13 protein-coding genes are annotated in these 14,325 nt (G+C 71.0%); 10 read left to right on the top strand and 3 right to left on the bottom strand.

Annotated elements, in window-relative coordinates; genetic code table 11:
• Nucleotides 1–43: 43 nt before the first annotated feature.
• Complete coding sequence (gene aceA, locus WFJ36_RS12615) at nucleotides 44–1,369, bottom strand: isocitrate lyase (protein ID WP_336643402.1); 1,326 nt, start codon at nucleotides 1,367–1,369, stop codon at nucleotides 44–46.
• 242 nt (nucleotides 1,370–1,611) lie between these two features.
• Here aceA and WFJ36_RS12610 point away from each other — a divergent pair, with 242 nt between their 5' ends.
• The 7 genes from WFJ36_RS12610 (at nucleotide 1,612) to WFJ36_RS12580 (ending at nucleotide 9,537) form a co-directional block, all read left to right on the top strand.
• Entirely contained in the window at nucleotides 1,612–3,057 is a 1,446-nt protein-coding gene (locus tag WFJ36_RS12610; RefSeq protein WP_336643401.1) for a helix-turn-helix domain-containing protein, read from the top strand.
• Between the two features lie 22 nt (nucleotides 3,058–3,079).
• Nucleotides 3,080–4,207, top strand: a complete 1,128-nt coding sequence (locus WFJ36_RS12605; protein WP_336643400.1) for a DUF6226 family protein — start codon at nucleotides 3,080–3,082, stop codon at nucleotides 4,205–4,207.
• A gap of 223 nt (nucleotides 4,208–4,430) precedes the next feature.
• A complete protein-coding gene (locus WFJ36_RS12600; protein ID WP_256209432.1) occupies nucleotides 4,431–5,534 on the top strand; it encodes an ABC transporter substrate-binding protein in 1,104 nt (367 codons plus the stop codon).
• Entirely contained in the window at nucleotides 5,534–6,331 is a 798-nt protein-coding gene (locus WFJ36_RS12595; protein ID WP_083391732.1) for an ABC transporter ATP-binding protein, read from the top strand. The genes WFJ36_RS12600 and WFJ36_RS12595 overlap by 1 nt, the downstream gene beginning before the upstream one ends.
• The gene (locus WFJ36_RS12590) at nucleotides 6,324–7,172 is read left to right on the top strand and encodes an ABC transporter permease (RefSeq protein ID WP_071328926.1); all 849 of its coding nucleotides are present in this window, start codon (nucleotides 6,324–6,326) and stop codon (nucleotides 7,170–7,172) included. Before WFJ36_RS12595 ends, WFJ36_RS12590 begins: the two co-directional genes overlap by 8 nt.
• A gap of 108 nt (nucleotides 7,173–7,280) precedes the next feature.
• A complete protein-coding gene (locus WFJ36_RS12585) occupies nucleotides 7,281–8,660 on the top strand; it encodes an NtaA/DmoA family FMN-dependent monooxygenase (RefSeq protein WP_292786143.1) in 1,380 nt (459 codons plus the stop codon).
• Nucleotides 8,653–9,537 (top strand): ribokinase, encoded by an 885-nt coding sequence (locus tag WFJ36_RS12580; protein ID WP_336643399.1) that lies wholly within the window; start codon nucleotides 8,653–8,655, stop codon nucleotides 9,535–9,537. Before WFJ36_RS12585 ends, WFJ36_RS12580 begins: the two co-directional genes overlap by 8 nt.
• A gap of 23 nt (nucleotides 9,538–9,560) precedes the next feature.
• On the opposite strand, the gene WFJ36_RS12575 is transcribed toward WFJ36_RS12580, so the two are convergent.
• Nucleotides 9,561–10,154, bottom strand: a complete 594-nt coding sequence (locus WFJ36_RS12575) for a PadR family transcriptional regulator (RefSeq protein WP_071329127.1) — start codon at nucleotides 10,152–10,154, stop codon at nucleotides 9,561–9,563.
• Between the two features lie 103 nt (nucleotides 10,155–10,257).
• Here WFJ36_RS12575 and WFJ36_RS12570 point away from each other — a divergent pair, with 103 nt between their 5' ends.
• Together WFJ36_RS12570 and WFJ36_RS12565 are read left to right on the top strand one after the other, a co-directional pair.
• On the top strand, nucleotides 10,258–10,767 hold the full coding sequence (locus WFJ36_RS12570) for a flavin reductase family protein (RefSeq protein WP_071328923.1): 510 nt from the start codon (nucleotides 10,258–10,260) through the stop codon (nucleotides 10,765–10,767).
• Nucleotides 10,764–11,153 (top strand): riboflavin kinase, encoded by a 390-nt coding sequence (locus WFJ36_RS12565; RefSeq protein WP_071328922.1) that lies wholly within the window; start codon nucleotides 10,764–10,766, stop codon nucleotides 11,151–11,153. Before WFJ36_RS12570 ends, WFJ36_RS12565 begins: the two co-directional genes overlap by 4 nt.
• 157 nt (nucleotides 11,154–11,310) lie before the next feature.
• On the opposite strand, the gene WFJ36_RS12560 is transcribed toward WFJ36_RS12565, so the two are convergent.
• A complete protein-coding gene (locus WFJ36_RS12560; protein WP_336643398.1) occupies nucleotides 11,311–12,819 on the bottom strand; it encodes a PucR family transcriptional regulator in 1,509 nt (502 codons plus the stop codon).
• 93 nt (nucleotides 12,820–12,912) lie between these two features.
• Between WFJ36_RS12560 and gabT the strand changes: the two genes are divergently transcribed.
• On the top strand, nucleotides 12,913–14,274 hold the full coding sequence (gene gabT / locus WFJ36_RS12555; RefSeq protein WP_071329126.1) for a 4-aminobutyrate--2-oxoglutarate transaminase: 1,362 nt from the start codon (nucleotides 12,913–12,915) through the stop codon (nucleotides 14,272–14,274).
• Nucleotides 14,275–14,325 lie beyond the last annotated feature (51 nt).

Below are 14,325 nucleotides of genomic sequence, written 5' to 3'. Positions count from 1 at the left end.
CCGGGGGTCTCGGGGGAAGTGGGGGGAGAAATACAGGGGAGAATCAGTGGAACTGGGCGGTCTCGGTGGAGCCGGCCAGGGCGAGGGTCGCGCTGTCGGGGTTGAGCGCGGTGGAGATGACGTCGAAGTAGCCGGTGCCCGCCTCGCGCTGGTGCTTGGTGGCGGTGTAGCCGTCTGCCTCGGCGGCGAACTCGGCCTCCTGCAGCTCGACGTAGGCGCTCATGGCGCGCTCGGCGTAATCGCGGGCGAGGTCGAACATGGAGTGGTTCAGGGCGTGGAACCCGGCCAGGGTGATGAACTGGAACTTGTAGCCCAGGTCTGCCAGCTCCTGCTGGAACGTCGCGATCTCGGCGTCCGACAGGTGGCGCTTCCAGTTGAAGCTCGGCGAGCAGTTGTAGGCCAGGAGCTTACCGGGGAACTGTGCGTGGATCGCCGCGGCGAACTCCCGGGCCAGCGCGATGTCCGGCTCCCCGGTCTCGACCCAGAGCAGGTCGGCGTAGGGGGCGAACGCGAGGCCGCGGCTGATGACCGACTCGATGCCCGGGCGGATCCGGTAGAAGCCCTCCGAGGTGCGCTCGCCGGTGGTGAACTCCCGGTCCCGCTCGTCGACGTCGCTCGTGAGCAGATCGGCGGCGAGGGCGTCGGTGCGGGCGATGATGACGGTCGGCACGCCGGCGACGTCCGCCGCGAGGCGCGCCGCGTTGAGCGTGCGGATGTGCTGCTGGGTGGGCACGAGCACCTTGCCGCCGAGGTGGCCGCACTTCTTCTCGCTCGCGAGCTGGTCCTCCCAGTGGATGCCCGCGGCACCGGACTGGATGAGGGACTGCGCGAGCTCGTAGGCGTTGAGCGGCCCGCCGAATCCAGCCTCGGCGTCGGCGACGATGGGCGCGAGCCAGTCCTGGGTGACCTCGCCCTCGGCGTACTCGAGCTGGTCCTGCCGAAGCAGGGCGTTGTTGATGCGGCGCACGACCGCCGGCACCGAGTTCGCGGGGTAGAGCGACTGGTCGGGGTAGGTCTGACCGGCGAGGTTGCCGTCGGCGGCGACCTGCCAGCCGGAGAGGTAGATGGCCTTGAGGCCCGCGCGCACCTGCTGGACGGCCTGGCCACCGGTGTAGGCGCCGAGAGCCCGGATGTAGTCCTCCGTGTGCAGGAGGTTCCAGAGGTTCTCCGCCCCGCGGTGGGCGAGGGTGGCCTCTTCGCGGACCGAACCGCGGATGCGGAGGACGTCCTCCGCGGAGTAGGTGCGCTCGACGCCGTCCCACCGGGGGTCGGTGTCCCAGATCTCCTGGAGCTCCGCGGCCGTCTGGACCTGATCGCCGGCGCGCAGGCCGGCGGGGCGCGGGGTGGGGGTCGCTGCGGTGTTCGTCATGGTGTCTCCTCGGATGGGAATCGGCGTCGGTGCCGATGGCGTGCCTCCACTCTGTGTGAAGTTCCCCTGCTCTCCCACGCTGAATCGAGGAGAAGTTTGCGCGAATTTCTGTTTTCGTGACAGACTCAGCCCTCACGCACCGCTCGCCCAGGCTGGTGGGATCAAGAAGGATCCCGGCAAAGCCTCGCGCGGAGCATTCCCGATCCGGCACCGACGCGGACGGCGGGCCGAGAGGAGCCGACATGGACGACGCCACGGAAGAGACCGACGCCCTTACCGTCGGACGACGCATCCGCCAGCTGCGCACAGCACGGGGCCTGACACTGGAGGAGCTCGCCGCCGCGGTCGATCGGGCGCCGAGCCAGCTGTCGATGATCGAGACGGGCAAGCGCGAGCCCAAGCTCACCCAGCTCCAGGCCATCGCCCGTGCCCTCGGGGCGACCATCGACGCGCTGCTTTCCGGGGAACCACTCGACGAGCGCAGCGCGATCGAGATCGCGCTGGAGCGAGCGATGAAGGGGCAGACGTTCCAGGCGCTGGGCATCGCGCCGTTCCGCATCGCCAAGAGCGTGCCGACGGAGGCGCTGAAGGCGCTGCTCGCCCTGCAGGCTGAGATCGATCGGCTGAAGGACGAGCGCGCGGCGACGCCCGAGGAGGCGCGACGTGCCAACGTGGAGCTCCGACACCTGATGCGGCGCCAGGACAACCACTTCGCCGACCTCGAGGCGAAGGCGGCCGAGATCCTCGCGGCCGTCGGCCATCCCGGGGGGCCGCTCACCCAGCGCACCGCCTCCGAGATCGCGGCGTACCTCGGCTTCACCCTCCACTACGCCGCCGACCTGCCGCAGACCACCCGCAGCGTCGCCGACCTCGCCAACGGACGGCTGTATCTGTCGAGCAGCGTGCCGGTGAAGGGGGATGCCCGCACCGCCGTGCTGCAGGCGCTGTCGAGTCGCATCCTGGGGCACGCCGAGCCGCGCAGCTACGCCGAGTTCCTGCGTCAGCGCGTCGAGACGAACTACCTCACCGGCGCCCTGCTCATCCCGGAGGGGCACGTCGTCCCCGCCCTGAAGGATGCGAAGCAGCGGCGCGCGATCTCCGTCGAAGACCTCCGTGACGCGTACTCGGTGTCGTACGAGACGGCGGCGCACCGGTTCACGAACCTCGCCACGCGGCACCTCGACATCCCCGTCCACTTCCTCAAGGTGCACGAGTCGGGCACGATCACGAAGGCGTACGAGAACGACGACGTGAACTTCCCGACCGACCGCCTTGGCGCCATCGAGGGGCAGATGTGCTGTCGGCGGTGGACCTCCCGGGTGGTGTTCGACGAGGACGACCGCTTCAACCCGTACTACCAGTACACCGACACCGGGAACGGCACCTACTGGTGCACCGCCCGCGTGGAGGCATCGAGCGAGGGCCTGCACTCGGTCAGCGTGGGCGTGCGGTTCGACGACACGAGGTGGTTCGTGGGCAGGGACACCCCGCACCGCGGCGTGTCGAAGCACTCGGTCGAGGTGTGCTGCCGTCGGGCTCCCGCCGAGCTGGAGGAGCGGTGGCGTGAGAACTCCTGGCCCAACGTGAAGACGCCGCGCACGCTGCTGGCGACGCTGCCCACCGGCGCATTCCCCGGGGTGGACACCACTGACGTGTACGAGTTCCTGGAGTCTCACGCGCCCCGGTGATCCCGCTCGGTACGCTCGGTCGATGAGCAGCGACGTCTTCCCCGGTCCCTTCGGTCCGATGCCCGAGGCGGGTGCCGCCGCGATCCTGTGGATGCCCCCGCAGCCGGACGCTCCGGGGCCGGTCCGCTTCGTCGACGGCTTCGAGCCCTTCGCCGAGTTCGCGCGGGGCCAGGGGACCGACCCCGCAGTGCTCGCCGTCGACCTCGGGGCGACGTGGGACGTCATCGCCGGTCATCCTGAGGTGCTCGAGAGCGAGACGCTGGCCACGGCGGCGGCGCGGTTCGTGGGGAACGTCATCGCGGACGTGCACCCCGCCGCGACATGGCGGATGACGAGCGAGCCGGAGATCGGGACCAACACCCTCTCGATCCCGGTCACGGGTCTCGTGCAGGGGATGGTGCAGCAGCCCGACCAGCGGGATGCGTTCCTGCAGATGCTCGCGTCGTGGGAACAGGACGACATCGACGACGAGGAGATGAGGGCGCTGTCCGCGCAGGATTCCGCTCCCGCTGCCGTCATCGTCCCGGCGCGCGCGTATGTCCGGCCTGCTCTCCCGATCCTGACCTTCCACGACGACCGCGGCGAGGTCGTCCGCTACGGACACCGCTGGCCCGACGGCATCGCGCCGGAGGAGTCGTACTCCCAGGAGTCCCACCCGGAGCGCTTCGCACCGCTGTCTCTCGTGGTCGACGCGCTCGTCGAGCACCTCTCCCGCGAGTACGTGGTCGAGGTGCGGCGAGAGGTGGGGGAGGACGGGGCGGAGCGCATCGTGCTCGCACCGGCGCGTGGTGCGCAGATCACGATCACGCCGGCCGTTCCCTCCGTCTGCGTCGAGGCCGGCGCCCTGTTCCACGCGATCGTGCCGTCGTGCATCTGCGATGCGTGCGATGAGACCGCCGAGACCGCGGCGGACGAGCTGGAGCGGATCGTGCTGTCGATCGCCGCTGGCGGTTTCCGGGAGAAGTACCCCGTCGGTCGCCGTGCGTGGCTGTACACGGAGGTCCGGTCGCCGGACGGCGAGCGGCGGGAGAGCAGCTCGGGCCCGCTCCCGGAGCTGCCCGCGGAGGAGCGGGAGCGCGCGACCGCCCTGCTGCGCGGGCTCGACGACGGCTGGTGGCCCGCCTGGCCGCTCCGCGAAACCCCCGCCTGAACCCGGACCCGACACGGACCGGCCCCGGCCCCACCCCTGCGATCCCGTCCCGTCCGTGCCTCGCCTGCACGACGGGGTTGCGCGTGCACGACCCAGTGGGCGGGAGGGTCGTGCGTCCGTCGCCGGATCGTGCAGAACGATGTTAGTTTGATCTTGCTTAGTCAAGATTGACTATGTTACTTTCATCGAGCCATCAATGACGAACGGCCGAGAAGGGACCCTCATGGCTACTTCCTCTGCGGAAACCCGATTCCGCACCACTGCCACCCTGACGTGCGTTCTCGCCGCCACGCTGACGCTTGGAGCATGCTCCTCGCCGGCGCCCGGCGGCGATACCGCCCCCACGAGCGCGGGCGGCAGCGACGCCTGCCAGCGCAACCAGGATGCCGGCACCATCACCTACATCTCCGGCTACGGCTACTCCGCCAGCGCCGGGCAGCTCGACGTGTTCCTGGCGAAGGAGCTGGGCTACTTCGACGACCTCTGCCTCGACGTGGAGATCAACGCCTCCGGCGCGAACGGGCAGCAGCTCGTCGCCTCGGGGCAGGCGCAGTTCACCGCTCTCGGCTCCGCCTCCGATGTGATGCTCGCCGCGGCGAACAGCAAGAACCTCACCGCCGTCGCCACCTACGGCACCACCCCGCCGTTCTCGATCTTCGGCAACGAGAAGCTCGACGACCTCACCGACCTCGAAGGCGGCTCGCTGGGCTACTTCATCAACCTCACTCCCATCGCCTCGGCCATGCTCGACGAGGCCGGGGTCGACGTCTCGAAGGTCGAGATGGTGAAGATGACCAACTACGACCCGACCGTCGTGGTGCGCGAGCAGGTCGACGCGATCGTCGGCTACGCCTCCAACCAGCCGCAGACGCTCAAGGCGCAGGACCTCCCGTTCAGCGAGTTCCTGCCCTCCGACCTCGGCGTCGAGGGCACGTACAACGTCATGGAGGTGAACTCGCGCTTCCTCGACGAGCACCGCGAGGTCGCGGCCGACTTCATGCGCGCGAGCCTCAAGGCCCTGCAGTTCTGCCTCGACGAGGCCGACGAATGCATCGACATGCTGGCGGCCCTGGCGGAGGAGAACGGTCAGGGTGCGGCGTTCCCGCGCGATCAGCTCGCCCGTACGTGGGAGGTCGAGTCGGCCTGGGTGCGCGAGAGCGCGGGCGGCAACCCCGGCGTGCAGACCGAGGACATGTGGCAGCCCGAGTACGAGATCGTGCAGGAGTACGGCGACGTCAAGGACCTCCCCGCCATCGCCGACATGATGGACCCGGACCTCGTAGCCGACCTGTACGACGGCGACACCCTCATCTGGACGGAGAAGTGATGACCGCGGCACAGGGCGCGGGCGTCGAGGTCACGAACGTCTCGAAGTCCTTCGGCGTCGACGGGGCGAAGGTCACGGTGCTCGACGACGTGAGCCTCACGATCGGCAGGGGCGAGTTCGTGTCGGTGATCGGGCCCAGCGGGTGCGGCAAGTCCACGTTGCTCAAGGTGGTCGCCGGACTCCTCGACGCCGACTCCGGCACCGTCACGATCGACGGCGAGAGCGTCACCGCGGCCTCCCGCGACAAGAAGATCGGCCTCGTCCCGCAGTCTCCGGCGCTGCTGCCGTGGAAGACGGTGCGCGAGAACGTCGAGCTCCCCGTGCGGATCAACCGCGGGGCCAACGGCGACCGCGCCCTCCGCGATCCGGCCGAGGTGCTGTCGACGTTCGGCCTCGGCCATGCGCTGAAGAAGTACCCGGGGCAGCTCTCCGGCGGCATGCAGCAGCGCGCCGCGATCGCCAGGGCCTTCGTGTTCGACCCGGCGATCATGCTGATGGACGAGCCGTTCTCCGCCCTCGACGAGATGAACCGCGACCTGCAGCGCATCGCCCTGCTGGACTTCTGGCAGTCGAACCGCAAGGCCGTGATGTTCGTCACGCACTCGGTGCCGGAGGCGATCATGCTCTCCGACCGCATCGTGGTCATGGCGGCCCACCCCGGCCGCATCGCCGAGGTGATCGATGTGAACCTCCCGCGGCCACGGACCGAGGAGGCGTACGCGACGGACGAGTTCCGCGACCTGGAGGCAGTCGTGCGCGGTGCGCTGCGCGCGCAGACGGAGAAGGCCCATGTCTGAGCTGACGATGAGAGACACCACCGCCACCCTCGCCACCGCCCGGCTGAAGGCGCAGCCCCGCCGCGGCATCCCCGGGTGGCTCCGCTGGGGCTCGTGGGTGCCGACCCTGATCACGTTCGTGATCGCGGCCCTGCTCTGGCAGATCGTGGCGTGGACCAACCCGTACGTCCTCCCGACGCTGGAGGCCATCGGCGCCAGCCTCGTCGAGGACGCGGGGATGTACTGGTCCAACTTCCTCGTGACGCTGCTCGAGGTCGTCGTCGGCGCTTCGGCAGGCATCCTGGCGGGTTTCCTCCTGGCGGTCGTGATGGCCGAGTTCCAGATCATCGAGCGCGCCGTCATGCCCCTGGTCATCATCGTGATGGTCACGCCGATCGTCGCGATCGCTCCCGCCCTGGTCGTCGCCTTCGGGTTCGGCATGGTGCCGAAGTTCATCGTCACCGGCCTCGTGGTGTTCTTCCCGATGCTCGTGAACTCGCTCGCCGGTCTCCGCGACGTGGACCAGAAGGCCATGGACGTGTTCACGACGCTGCACGCCTCGCGGTGGGAGATCTTCCGCGAGCTGCGGTTCCCCGGCAGCATGCCGTACGTGTTCGCCGGTCTGCGGATCGCGCTGCCCCTCGCCGTGGTCGGCGCGGCCGTGGCGGAGTTCGTCGCGGCTGGGCAGCAGGCCGGACTCGGCTCCCTCGTCACCACGTCGGCCGCGCAGGCGAACCTGCCCGTGACCTGGGCGAGCATCGCCCTGCTCTGCCTGCTCGGGGTGCTGCTCATCGTGCTCCTCGCGGTCGTGCGCCGGCGCGTCCTGTGGTGGAGCGACGGCGAGGTCACCGCGAAGGGCTGACCATACGACCCCCGGTCCCGGGGGCGCGACCCCTGCGCCCCCGGGTTCCCCCGGCGTGCCCGGAAACTCCGAACGACACCATCCCCCACTCCCAGGAAGGCATCCGCCATGACCGCTCAGCACCCCGTGAAGACCCTGCGGCTCGGACTCTTCGAGAACGCCCAGGCGAACGACTCCGGCACCGCGACCTGGCGCCACCCCGACAACCGGCGCTACCTCTTCGACAAGCTCGACTACTGGCGCGACACCGCGCGCCTGGTCGAGGACGCGGGCTTCGACTTCCTCTTCCTCGCCGATGCGTGGGGCTGGGCCGACGTCGCCGGCGAGCGCCCGGACATCTGCTCGGTCGAGGGCCTGGACCTGCCCCGGCTCGACCCGGCGATCATCCTCGCCGCCCTCATCCCGGAGACCACCCGCCTCGGCCTCGTCGCCACCGGGTCGACCCTGCTCGAGCCTCCCTACTCCTTCGCCCGGCGCCTGGCCACCCTCGACATCCTGTCCGGCGGCCGGATCGGCTGGAACGTCGTCACCACCGGCACCGCCGACACGGCAGTGCAGGGCTTCGGCGTGCCGATGGTCGGGCACGACGAGCGCTACCTGATGGCGGACGACTTCATGCAGGTCGTCTACAAGCTGTGGGAGGAGGCCTGGGAGGAAGGCGCCCTGGAGCGCGACAAGGCGGGCCGTTTCGCCGACCCGGCCAAGGTGCACCGCATCGCGCACGATGGCCCCTACTTCCGCTCGCACGGCTACGGCAACACGCAGCGCTCGCCGCAGGGCACGCCGGTGCTGTTCCAGGCCGGGGCGTCGCCCGCCGGCCGCGAGTTCGGCGGCAAGCACGGCGAGGCGATCTTCGTGGGCAGCGGCTCGGTCGAGCAGCTCCGCGCGCACTCCTCGGCGATCCGCGAGGAGGCGGTGAAGAACGGCCGTGGCGCGAACGAGGTGAAGATCATGTCGGCGTTCGCCGCGGTCGTCGGCAGCACCGAGGAGGAGGCGCGCCGCACCTACGCGGAGGTCGCCGACGCGCAGAACCCCGAGGTCACCGTGGCGTCCTACGCCTGGTTCACCGGGCTCGACCTGTCGTCGTACGACCCGAGCACGCCGATGTCCGAGCTCCGCACCGAACTGTCGCAGACGCAGGTCGCCCGCTTCGCCGACAAGACGGTGGGTGACGTGCTCGGCGACTGGCACGCGCACGGGGTGGGCGCCCGACCGATCGTGGGCACGCCGGAGCAGGTGGCGGACCGGATGATGGAGCTCGCCGACGGCGCCGACCTCGACGGCTTCCTCTTCGCCCCGGTGATCCCGCCGGCGTCGACCGCCGACTTCATCGAGCACGTGCTGCCGATCCTCAAGGAGCGCGGGGCGATCAGCGACCCCGCCGCCGAGCCGCAGTCGCTGCGGGAACGGCTGATGGGCACTCCGACGCCTGCGCTGGCCGAGTCCCACATCGGTTCGTCGTTCCGGCGGACGATGGCCCGTGTCTGAGACCCTTGCCGGCGTCGCCGTCGTGGGGAGCGCGAACCTCGATCTCGTGGTCGAGGTCTCGCGGCCACCTCGCGTCGGCGAGACGCTGCTCGGTCGGGCCGGGGGACGCTTCCCCGGCGGCAAGGGCCTCAACCAGGCCGTCGCGGCGGCGCGCACGGGAGCGGCGACGCGGTTCTGCGGTGTCGTCGGAGCGGACGAGGCCGGGGCCGTGCTGGAGGCGGCGCTGACAGAGGCGGGCGTGGCGGCCGCTTTCCGCCGCTCCGCGTCCGCGCCGACCGGGGTCGCGCATGTGCTGGCCTTCGACGACGGCGACAACAGCATCCTCGTAGCGGCCGGCGCGAACGGCGAGCTCACTCCAGAGGATGCCCTCGCCGGGATCGCCGGGGCAGCTGTGGTGCTCGCTCAGCTCGAGGTGCCCTTCGCCGCGGTCGCCGCCGCCCTCGTGGTCGCCCGGGGTGCGGGGGCGCGCACGATCCTCAACGCCGCCCCCGCGCACGAGGCGGCGGTCGCGCTGCTGCCGGAGGTGGACGTGCTGGTCGTGAACGAGACGGAGTGCGCGGAGCTCGGCGGCGTCGAGCGACTCCTCAGCGCCGGTGCCGGAGCGGTCGTGCTCACGGAGGGGGCCGCGGGGGTGACGCTGCATCGGTCGGGACACCCCGGTGTGCACGTGGCGGCCTTCCGCATCGAGGCCGTCGACACGACAGGAGCCGGGGACGCCTTCTGCGGCGCCCTCGCCGCGGGGCTCGCCCAGGGTCACGACATCGAGCACGCTCTCGTGCGCGCCTGTGCCGCGGGGGCGATCGTGGCCCGGCATCGCGGCGCGACCACTCCGGCGCTGTCCGTCGCCGCCCTGGAGGCGATGGTGGCCGGGCGCTGAGTCCCGCCGTGCGCCTTCCGTTGTCAGCGCGGGGGAGCGGGCTCGGTCTCCGTCGTCTCACCGGCGAACGTGTACGCCCCGGCTCGGAGCCGCTCCAGCAGCGTCAGAAGCCACTCCTTCTCGGCGGTGAGTCGGGCGGTGGAGAGGTCGAAGATCTCGCGGACGTACTCCGGGGTCGTCTCCGAGCGGAGGGTGTCCTGTACGTCGAAGCCGTTCTGCGTGATGATGGCGTCGCTCTTGATGAGGCGGTGCTCGAGGCCGGCGATGACCTCCTGCCGGCTGAGGACGAACATGAACGAGGCCACGGTCATGATCGCCTGGGTGTCGAATGCCGCGACGTTCCACAGGTTCTCGCGCAGCATGCGCTGCAGCTCCACCTCGCCGGCCGGGGTGATGCGGTAGGTGGTGCGCGCCGGGCGCTTGCCCTCGGTCTCGGTGCCGCTCTCCGCCACGTAACCGTCGACCTCGAGCGCGCGGAGGGCGTTGTAGATCGACCCGGGCTGGATGTGCGCCCATTCGTCGACGTGCCAGGTCATGAGCTCGCGGCGGAGGAAGTAGCCGTGCACGGGCTGGAACTGCTTGACGGCGCCGAGGACGACGAGGCGGGTGGTCGACATGCGCTTCATGCTAACGGCTCGGTGTCACGAAACCTGTTGTTTGCATGGTCAAAAATGCATATGATTCAAACTAGTCAAACTTGACTAACGAAAGGACTTCGTGATGACCACTGCCGTGACCGACGCCCTGCCGCGCGACCGCGCTCTCCGTCGCGCCTTCTCCGTCTACCCGACCGGTGTGGTCGCGCTGGCCGCCCACGTCGAGGACCGCGCTGTCGGCATGGCGGTCAACTCCTTCACCTCGATCTCGCTGGAGCCCGCGCTCGTCGCCGTCAGCGCCGCCCGCACCTCGAAGACGTGGCCCGTGCTGCGCGCCGTCCCGGAACTGGGGATGAGCGTCCTCGCCGCGCACCACGAGCCGCTCAGCCGCTCGCTGTCCGCGCGCGAAGGGGACCGGTTCGGCGGCCATGCCTGGCATCGCTCGGAGGGCGGGGCCGTGTTGATCGACGACGCCGCGCTCTGGCTCACCTGCCGCCTGCACAGCACCTTCGACGGTGGCGACCACGAGATCGCGCTCTACGAGATCCAGGACGTGACGCTCTTCGACGACGTCGAGCCGCTCGTGTTCCACCAGAGCCGCTACCGCGCGATCTCGCCCGTCGCAGACGTGTGACCGGACCGGCACTCCCGGTGCTCTCCGGGCTCGTCGTCTCCGGCGACGGTCGCGGCCGGCTGCTCGGCTTCCCGACCGCGAACCTCGCCCTGCCCGAGCGCCTGCTGCCCGACGACGGCATCTATGCGGCCTGGGCGCGGCTGCCCGGCGACGACCGGCGGTGGGAGGCGACGGCGAGCGTCGGCGTCAATCCCACGTTCTGCGGCGACCGGGCGCGGCGTCTCGAGGTGCACCTGCACGACGTCGACCGCGACCTCTACGGGCAGCGGCTGTCGGTCGAGCTCGTGGCGCTGCTCCGGCCGACGCTCCGCTTCGACGCGGTCGAGGAGCTCGTCGCCCGGACCGCCGCAGACATCGCGGCCTCCCGGCGGCTCCTCGCCCGCTGAGTCCGTCGGCTCCGGTTCCGGGGTTCGGGTTTCGGGTTTCGCCTGCACGACCCCGGTCCGGGTGCACGACCCATCGGCCCGCTCCGTCGTGCAGGTGCCGCGCGGTCGTGCAGGCGTCGCGGAGGAAGGAGGGAGTGGCGGGGACGGAGGGGGCGGGTCAGTCGCGGGCGGTCTGCAGGAGGGCCCACACCTCGGCCCGGGCGGGGAAGGTCGTCAGGTCGACCCCGAGGAGGGCTCCGGCGTGGGAGACCCGGGAGCGGAGCGTGTGGCGATGGATGCCGAGGGCGGCTGCGGCCTGCTCGGCGCGCGCGTCGTGGTCGAGCCAGGTGCGCAGCGCGTGTTCGAGCGCGGTGCCGTGGGCGGCGTCGTGTTCCCGCAGCGGGGCGAGCCGCGACTCCGCGACGAGCCGGGCCTCATCCGTCGCCAGTGCCGTGAGCAGACTGGATCCGACCGTGTCGGCGTACCGGACGGCGCCGCTCGTCCCGGGCTGACGGAGGGCGACGAGGGCCTGCGCGTGCGCCCGGGAGAAGGCGTCGTAGCCCTCCGGAGCGGAGACGCCGATGCGGGCGGTGAAGCGGGCGGCCACATCGTCGAGAAGCGGCTCGTCGGTCACGGAGATGCAGATCACCACGCCGTCCTCGGAGTCCGCGAGGAAGGCCGGGGTCCCGTGCTCGAGGCGTCGGCGCTCCCACCAGTCCAGCAGCGGTTCCGCCGGGGCGTCTCCGGTCACGGCGACCACCACGGGGGCGGGTGGGAGGCTGCCGAGCACCCGGCGCGCGAGGCCGGGGTCGTCGCCCAGGAGCGAGCGCAGCAGCTGCGTGTGCAGCCGCCGTCGGCCGCGGGCGAGCTGCTCGCTCTGCTCCCGCGCGAGTCCGGCCATCGCGATGACCGACGTGACGACGGCTCTGGCCTCCTGGTCGAGGGCGTCGGCCTCCACGGCGAGGACGCCGCGCAGGTGCCCGCCCCGCCCCACCGTGAAGAGCATGAAGGTGTGCGCCTCGAGGGTGAGGGACTGCCCCGCCTCGAGTCCGCGGTCGAGGATCTCCTGGACCCGCGTCCCGAGCTCTTCCCGGACAGTCGTCGAGAAGGCATCGCGGGGGTGGGCGACGAGCAGGTCGCCCGCCGCGTCGAACATGCCGGCCCAGGCTCCGAGACGACGGCCGAGCTCGGTGACGATGGCGTCCAGCCCGCGCGGTCGGAGCGCGGCGAGGGCGAGGGCGCGCTGGGTGTCCAGCGCCCAGGTGCGCCGGGCGTAGGCCTGCGCCGCGATCGCCTCGGAGTGCGCGCGGGCCACGGCGATGAACGGCGTGCGGTACGGAACCTCGAACAGCGGAATGCCCTGGTCGGCGCACGCCGCGATCAACTCCTCCGGCGTTCCCGAGCGATGCACGTCGGTGCCGAACCCGAGGCCCAGCACCCCACGCTCGGCGAGGCGCACGACGTAGGGCGGGATGGCGTCCGCGTCGTCGAACTGGGTACCCGTGGTCAGGAGCACCAGGTCTTCCGCGAGGAAGGGCGTCGGGTCCGCGAGATCCGAGCTGTGCACCCAGCGCAGCGGACGGTCGAGTGCGCCGTCCGGCAGGTCGGCGGCGGCGGAGACGAGGCGCAGGTCCAGATCCCGACGCCGCAGCAGGGCGGACAGCGTGGGCGGATGGGTGGGGGCCATGCGATCTCCGATTGTACGAGACGGCGAAATCAATTCTCCGATTGTACGTTCCGGCGAATGCGGGCGTCTCCGCTGCCGCCGTACGCTCGCGACATGGCTCTCCTCGACACCGCAGCACCCGCAGTCCCCCTCGGCGGCCCCGACCTCCCGCAGGAGCGTCGCCTCGTCACGGAACTCCCCGGCCCGCGGTCGGCCGAGGTCCTCGCCCGCAAGGCGGACGCGGTCGCCGCCGGTGTCGGACACACCGTGCCCGTCGCCGCCGTCGCGGCCGGGGGAGGGGTGGTCGTCGACGCCGACGGCAACTCGCTCATCGATCTCGGCTCCGGCATCGCCGTGACCACCGTCGGCAACGCGCACCCGAAGGTCGCCGCGGCCGTCGCCGCGCAGGCCGCGCAGTTCACGCACACCTGCTTCATGATCTCGCCGTACGAGTCGTACGTCGGCGTCGCCGAGGCGCTCAACCGCGTCACCCCCGGCGACTTCGCCAAGAAGAGCGCCCTGTTCAACTCCGGCGCCGAGGCCGTCGAGAACGCGATCAAGATCGCCCGCAAGCACACCGGACGCCAGGCCGTCGTCGCGTTCGACCACGGCTACCACGGCCGCACGAACCTCACCATGGCGCTGACCGCGAAGTCGATGCCCTACAAGAGCGGCTTCGGCCCGTTCGCCCCCGAGGTCTACCGCGCGCCGATGTCCTACCCGTTCCGCGACGGACTCGAGGGCGGCGAGGCCGCGGCCCGCGTGATCCTCCAGCTCGAGAAGCAGATCGGCGCCGACAACCTCGCGGCCGTCATCATCGAGCCCATCCAGGGCGAGGGCGGCTTCATCGTCCCCGCCGACGGCTTCCTCCCCGCGATCGTCGACTGGTGCCGCGCGAACGGTGTCGTCTTCATCGCCGACGAGGTGCAGACCGGCTTCGCCCGCACCGGGCACATGTTCGCCAGTGAGATCTTCGGCATCGAGCCCGACCTCATCACCACCGCCAAGGGCATCGCGGGCGGGCTGCCGCTCGCGGCCGTGACGGGCCGCGCGGAGATCATGGACGCCTCGCACTCCGGCGGCCTCGGCGGCACCTACGGCGGCAACCCGATCGCCTGTGCCGCGGCGCTGGCGGCCATCGACGTGTTCGAGAACGACGGCGTCATCGAGCGGGCCCGCGAGATCGGCGAGATCCTCATCGGGCGGCTCAGCGCCCTCCAGGCCGAGGACGCCCGCATCGGCGACGTCCGCGGTCACGGCGCGATGGTCGCCGCCGAGTTCGTCGACCCGGAGACCAAGGCTCCGGACGCCGCGCTCACGGCCGCCGTGGCCAAGGCGTGCATCGCGCAGGGCGTCATCGTCCTCACCTGCGGCACCTACGGCAACGTCATCCGCTTCCTCCCGCCGCTGTCCATCGGCGACGAGCTGCTGAACGAGGGCCTCGACGTCGTGGCCGAGGCGCTCGCCGGCGCCTGACATCTGTCCGGTCGCGTCCCCGGATCGGGGGATTTCGGGACGCGACCGGTA

This window comes from Microbacterium sp. MMO-113 (genome assembly GCF_037148555.1).
GTDB lineage: Bacteria > Actinomycetota > Actinomycetes > Actinomycetales > Microbacteriaceae > Microbacterium.
Note: the sequence above shows the minus strand (reverse complement) of the source record. Positions and strands in the feature narration are given on the sequence as shown.